This is a genomic window from Mycobacterium sp. (assembly GCF_044370595.1).
Classification (GTDB): domain Bacteria; phylum Actinomycetota; class Actinomycetes; order Mycobacteriales; family Mycobacteriaceae; genus Mycobacterium.
In genome coordinates this window covers 1-5,860 of record NZ_JBILVF010000188.1, presented here as the reverse complement: position 1 = coordinate 5,860, position 5,860 = coordinate 1, and the positions used below count along the sequence as shown (strand labels likewise).

Below are 5,860 nucleotides of genomic sequence, written 5' to 3'. Positions count from 1 at the left end.
ATCGTGACCGAAGCCGACCGTTTGCTCTGGCATGAGGTGCCTGCGGTGTCGGCCGCCAGGGGTGAGGTGGTGATCGAGGTCCGCGCGGCCGGGGTCAACCGCGCCGACCTGTTGCAGGCCGCCGGCAAGTACCCACCCCCACCGGGGGCCAGTGAGATTCTCGGCCTGGAGGTTTCCGGGGTTGTCGCGGCAGTCGGTCCGGGTGTATCGAATCTCTGCGTCGGGCAGGAGGTTTGCGCTTTACTGGCCGGCGGCGGCTATGCCGAGAGGGTCACGGTTCCTGAGCAGCAGGTGATGCCCGTGCCGCCTGGGGTGGCCGTGGAGGATGCGGCTGGGCTGCCCGAGGCAGCCTGCACGGTGTGGTCCAACCTGATGATGGCGGCACAACTGCGGTCCGGGGAGTTTCTCCTGGTGCACGGCGGTGCCAGTGGGATCGGCACCCACGCCATCCAGATCGCCACGGCGTGGGGGGCCCGCGTCGCGGTCACGGCCGGGTCGCCGGCCAAGTTGCAGTTGTGCCGGGATCTGGGCGCCGAGGTCGCGATCTCTTACCGCGACGAGGACTTCGTCGATCGGGTGCGTGCCGCGACCGACGGCCGCGGCGTCGATGTCATCCTGGACCTGATGGGGGCCTCCTACCTGGATCGCAACCTCGCCACTCTGGCCGTCGATGGGCGCTTGGTCATCATCGGCATGCAAGGCGGGGCGAAGGCCGAACTGAACATCGCGGCCCTGATCGGCAAACGCCTCGCCGTGCTGGGCACCGCACTGCGCGCCCGCCCGGTCGATGGCCCGCACGGCAAGGCCGAAATCGTTGCGGCGGTGGTCGCTTCGGTGTGGCCGATGATCGCCGCCGGCACGGTACGACCGGTGATCGGTTCACGCTTTCCCATCGAACAGGCCGCCGAAGCACACCGCGCGCTCGCGGCCGGGGAAACGTTCGGAAAGGTGCTGCTGACCGTCGGGTCCTAGTCGGGTCCTAGTCGAGTCCTAGCCCAACGACGCCAACGTCCGGACCAGGTGGTCCACCTCGGCCATGGTCGTGTAGTGGGCAAGACCCAACGTCAGTGCGCCACCGACTTCCTCGACGCCGAGTATCTCGAGTACCCGCGACGTGGGGTTGGCGACGGCCAGGATCCCGTTGTCCGCCAGTCGCTGCACCACATGCTCGGCCGGCACCCCGTTCACCGCGATACTCACCATGGGTAGCCGCTCCGGCGGACCGCCGATGACCGTCACCAGTGGCAGCGAAGCGACCGCGCTCAGTAGGTAGTCGAATAGGCCGTCAAGATAGATTTGCGCAGATTGCATTGACTGCGAAAGTCTCTCGCGTCTGCTGCCCTGCGCATCCTCGTCGAGGCCGGCCAGGTAATCCACGCTGGCGACGACACCCGCCAGCAGGCCGTACTGGTGCAGGCCCAACTCCAGGCGGGCCGCGCCGCTGGCATGGGGGTCACCTGACACCGACCCGAAGGTGTCGATCAGACCGGGAGTGCGGAACACCAGCGCCCCGATCGGAGGGCCGCCCCAGGCCGCCGCGTTGACCGCCACCACGTCGGCCTCGACTTCGGCGATGTCCAACAGCCGGTACGGCGCGGCGGTGGAATGGTCGACCACCACTAGACCGCCGTTGTTGTGCACCATCTTCGCGACGGCGCCGACATCGACGACGGTGCCCAGCGTCGAGGACGCAGACGGGATCGCCACGAGGCGGGTGTCCCCGGTCAGCAAGTCATCCCACTGCCACAGCGGAAGCTCACCGGTTTCGATGTCCACCTCGGCCCACTTGACCTTGGCTCCAAACCGGTCGGCGGCCCGCAGCCAGGGCGCAATATTGGCTTCGTCGTCGAGTCGGCTCACCACCAGTTCATTGCCCAGGCCAGCCCGGGTGGATGAGGCGTCGGCCAGTAAGGCCAGCAGCACCGCCCGGTCGGCGCCCAGGACGACACCGGCAGGGTCGGCGTTGAGGAGGTCGGCCACCGCGCGCCGAGCGGCGTCGAGCAGGGTAACGCTGCGCTGGGCGGCCGGGTGGGGGCTCGCGGCGTTGGCCGCCGCGCCGCGGAAGGCGGTCGAGACGGTGCTGGCGACGGTCTCGGGGACCACCATTCCGGCTTGAGCGTCAAACCGCGTCCAGCCGTCGCCGAGGTCGGGGTGCAACCCCCGCACGCGGGCGACGTCGTAACCCACTGCGCCCCCTTCGAACCGTCACTGAGCCGCCTGATCCGGACCAACCACTGCCAGCATGCTGGGGCGATCCGGACCGCGCCACCATACTAGGGCAGTGCACTTCCAGTCAGAGCTCACGTTGCTGGGCGCGCCACCTCCCGTTCAAACAGGGGCGCCACAGCGGTAGCGGTTGCCGGAGTTCATGCGGTCCGCCGGTTGGGCGTCCAGTGAGCAGGCGCGACGGGCTAGTGTCACTACACAAGTTGTCGGCGCCCACATCGACCGGGTCGCCGGGTGCCGCTCAAGGATGGGAACGGGAACGCGCACAGGCATGACAGAGAACATCAGCGACGACGACAACATCGAGATCATCACCGGGCAGTCCGGCGAGGCCCAGGACGGCGATGAGCAGCGCTCGGTCACCGACCTGGTTGAGCAGCCCGCCAAGGTGATGCGGATCGGGACGATGATCAAGCAGTTGCTCGAGGAGGTAAAGGCCGCCCCCTTGGACGACGCCAGCCGCACCCGACTGCGCGAAGTCCACGCCACCAGCATCCGCGAACTCGAGGACGGACTGGCGCCGGAACTGCGGGAGGAACTCCACCGGTTGGCGTTGCCGTTCTCTGAGGATTCGGTGCCTTCGGACGCCGAACTCCGGATCGCCCAGGCGCAACTGGTCGGCTGGCTGGAGGGCCTGTTCCACGGCATCCAAACGGCGCTATTCGCCCAGCAGATGGCGGCTCGGGCGCAGTTGGAGCATATGCGTCAGGGGGCACTGCCGCCCGGCATGGCTCCGCCGGGCAGCAACGCCGGGGGGAACACCGGGCACGGGACCGGGCAGTACCTCTAGGCCCTCGACTTCCTCCATGTCCTGCGATCCCTGCATCGAAACCCGCAACGCCTGGGTCGAGTTCCCGATCTTCGACGCCAAGACCCGTTCGCTGAAGAAGACGTTCCTCGGCAAGGCGGGCGGGGCGATCGGCCGGAACCCCGACAACGTCGTGGTCATCGAGGCGTTGCGCGACATCACCATGACGCTGAAGATCGGCGATCGGGTGGGCCTTGTCGGCCACAACGGCGCCGGGAAGTCGACGCTGTTGCGTCTGTTGTCCGGCATCTACGAACCGACCCGCGGGCGCACCGTCGTCAAGGGCCGTGTCGCACCTGTTTTCGATCTCGGCGTCGGAATGGACCCGGAGATCACCGGCTACGAGAACATCATCATCCGCGGGCTGTTCCTGGGGCAGACCCGCAAGCAGATGCAGGCCAAGGTCGATGAGATAGCCGAATTCACCGAACTCGGCGAGTACCTGTCGATGCCGCTGCGAACCTACTCCACCGGCATGCGGGTGCGACTGGCCATGGGTGTGGTCACCAGCATCGACCCGGAGATCCTGCTGCTCGACGAGGGCATCGGTGCGGTGGACGCCGAATTCCTCAAGAAGGCCCAGACCCGGCTGCAAGCGCTGGTGGAACGGTCCGGAATCCTCGTCTTCGCAAGCCATTCCAACGAATTCCTGGCCCGGCTGTGCAAGACCGCGATGTGGATCGACCACGGCACCGTCCGACTTCAGGGCGGCATCGAGGAGGTGGTGCGAGCCTATGAGGGTGAGGACGCCGCACGGCACGTCCGGGACGTACTGCGCGAGCACGCCGGGGATTGGTCGTCGACGTGACCGCAGCCGCGTCTCCGATGGTGTGCGCAGTCGTCGTTACCCACCGCAGACCCGACGAATTGGCGACCTCCCTGAAGGTGGTGACCGGTCAGAGTCGGATGATCGACCATCTCATCGTCGTCGACAACGACTGTGGGCTCGGTGGCGGGGACGACAGGGTCCGCAACCTCGTCGCCGCACAACCGTTGCCCACCACCTACATTGGATCGCGTCGAAACCTAGGCGGTGCGGGTGGATTCGCGCTCGGCATGCTGCACGCCCTGGCGTTGGGTGCGGACTGGGTGTGGCTGGCCGACGACGACGGCCGGCCGCGCGACGCCGAGGTGCTAGGCACCCTGCTGGCCTGCGCGGACGAACACAATCTGGCCGAGGTGTCGCCCATGGTGTGCGCCCTGGATCGGCCCGAGGAGTTGGCTTTCCCACTGCGCCGGGGGCTGGTGTGGCGCCGCCGGGTCGACGAGTTGCGTACCAAAGACTCCCCCGACAGCGATCTGCTGCCCGGGTATGCCTCGCTGTTCAACGGTGCGTTGTTCCGCGCGGAAACCATTGAGGCGGTTGGCGTGCCGGACATCCGGCTGTTCGTGCGCGGCGATGAATACGACGTACACCGCCGCCTGGTGCGCAGCGGTCTTCCGTTCGGCACCTGCCTGGACACCGTGTACCTGCACCCCTACGGCAGCGACGAGTTCAAGCCGATACTGGGCGGGCGGATGCACACCCAGTACCCCGACGACCCGGTGAAGCGGTTCTTCACCTACCGCAACCGCGGCTATGTGTTGTCCCAGCCCGGGCTTCGGCGATTGCTGCCCCAGGAGTGGGTGCGGTTCGGGTGGTACTTCCTGGTGACCCGGCGCGACCCGGCTGGCCTCCGGGAATGGATCCGGTTGCGCCGCATGGGCCGACGAGAGAGATTCAGCCGACCGTGACCATCATCGAGGCGGCCAACCAGTCCAAGACGTTCGCCCGCGCCTGGGGTGACCTGATCGACGGTTTCTCCAAACGCGAACTGTGGCTGCACCTGGGTTGGCAGGACATCAAGCAGAAGTACCGCCGGTCGGTGCTGGGCCCGTTCTGGATCACCATCGCCACCGGAACCACCGCGCTCGCGATGGGTCTGTTGTACTCCAAGCTGTTCAATCTGGAGATTTCCGAGCACCTGCCATACGTGACGGTCGGTCTGATCATCTGGAACATGATCAACGCCGCGATCCTGGATGGATCGGAGGTGTTCATCGCCAATGAGGGTCTGATCAAACAACTTCCGACGCCTTTGAGCGTGCACGTGTATCGGCTGGTGTGGCGGCAGATGATCCTGTTCGCCCACAACATCGTCATCTTCGTGATCATCGCGATGATCTACCCCAAACCGTGGTCGTGGGCCGACCTCACCGTCCTGCCGGCGCTGGTGCTGATCATGCTCAACTGCGTGTGGGTGGCGTTCTGCTTCGGGATCCTGGCCACCCGCTACCGCGACATCGCCCCACTGCTGACCTCGCTGGTTCAATTGCTGTTCTTCGTGACCCCGATCATCTGGAACGCCGACATGCTGGAACGGCAGGGGGCGGGCAATTGGTGGCGGATCATCGAACTCAACCCGTTGCTGCACTATCTGGACATCCTGCGCGCGCCGTTGCTGGGGGCCCCGCAGGAGCCGCGGCACTGGTTCGTCGTGATCGGCTTGACCATCGTGGGGTGGTGTGCGGCGGCATTGGCGCTGCGGCAGTACCGGGCCCGGGTGCCGTACTGGGTGTAGCCCGTGATTGCGGACCACCCGGAGGGCCCGGAGCATCCACGCATCCACCTTCCACGAGCGCGGGGCGTTCTCCGTCGCGGGGCGTAGATGGCTTCCTCCGTCCGGGGAACCCGGCTCAGGCAAGCGGTCCCGGATTACTGAATCCCGATACCTGTGACAAATATCAGTGTTTTGCTGCGAAGTCTCTCTGAAGGCCTTAATTTCCTTCTCAGCCAAATCGGCACGAACCTTGAGGGGAAGGACAACGATGTCTCACACAGCCCGC

General features: G+C 66.3%; 6 protein-coding genes. 5 read left to right on the top strand and 1 reads right to left on the bottom strand.

The window, feature by feature from the left end:
* Nucleotides 1–972: an NAD(P)H-quinone oxidoreductase gene (locus ADBZ5N_RS16970; RefSeq protein ID WP_526259438.1), complete on the top strand. Its 972-nt coding sequence runs from the start codon at nucleotides 1–3 to the stop codon at nucleotides 970–972.
* A gap of 18 nt (nucleotides 973–990) precedes the next feature.
* Here ADBZ5N_RS16970 and ADBZ5N_RS16965 read toward each other — a convergent pair whose 3' ends face one another.
* Nucleotides 991–2,187 (bottom strand): cysteine desulfurase-like protein, encoded by a 1,197-nt coding sequence (locus ADBZ5N_RS16965; RefSeq protein ID WP_526259436.1) that lies wholly within the window; start codon nucleotides 2,185–2,187, stop codon nucleotides 991–993.
* Between the two features lie 286 nt (nucleotides 2,188–2,473).
* Here ADBZ5N_RS16965 and ADBZ5N_RS16960 point away from each other — a divergent pair, with 286 nt between their 5' ends.
* The 4 genes from ADBZ5N_RS16960 to wzm are packed head-to-tail and all read left to right on the top strand — an operon-like array spanning nucleotide 2,474 to nucleotide 5,595.
* Nucleotides 2,474–3,016 carry a proteasome activator gene (locus tag ADBZ5N_RS16960; RefSeq protein WP_526259434.1) on the top strand — a complete coding sequence of 181 codons (543 nt, stop codon included), beginning with the start codon at nucleotides 2,474–2,476 and terminating at the stop codon, nucleotides 3,014–3,016.
* 16 nt (nucleotides 3,017–3,032) lie between these two features.
* Nucleotides 3,033–3,842: a galactan export ABC transporter ATP-binding subunit Wzt/RfbE gene (wzt, locus tag ADBZ5N_RS16955; protein WP_526259432.1), complete on the top strand. Its 810-nt coding sequence runs from the start codon at nucleotides 3,033–3,035 to the stop codon at nucleotides 3,840–3,842.
* 17 nt (nucleotides 3,843–3,859) lie between these two features.
* Nucleotides 3,860–4,768 (top strand): galactofuranosyltransferase GlfT1, encoded by a 909-nt coding sequence (glfT1, locus tag ADBZ5N_RS16950; RefSeq protein ID WP_526259440.1) that lies wholly within the window; start codon nucleotides 3,860–3,862, stop codon nucleotides 4,766–4,768.
* The gene (gene wzm, locus ADBZ5N_RS16945; protein ID WP_526259430.1) at nucleotides 4,765–5,595 is read left to right on the top strand and encodes a galactan export ABC transporter permease subunit Wzm/RfbD; all 831 of its coding nucleotides are present in this window, start codon (nucleotides 4,765–4,767) and stop codon (nucleotides 5,593–5,595) included. The genes glfT1 and wzm overlap by 4 nt, the downstream gene beginning before the upstream one ends.
* The last annotated feature ends 265 nt before the right edge of the window (nucleotides 5,596–5,860 follow it).

Coding starts and splice junctions, on each gene's coding strand:
- ADBZ5N_RS16960 (WP_526259434.1), top strand. CDS start 2,474: ATGGGAACGGGAACGCGCACAGGCATGACAGAGAACATCAGCGACGAC.
- glfT1 (WP_526259440.1), top strand. CDS start 3,860: ATGGTGTGCGCAGTCGTCGTTACCCACCGCAGACCCGACGAATTGGCG.
- wzt (WP_526259432.1), top strand. CDS start 3,033: ATGTCCTGCGATCCCTGCATCGAAACCCGCAACGCCTGGGTCGAGTTC.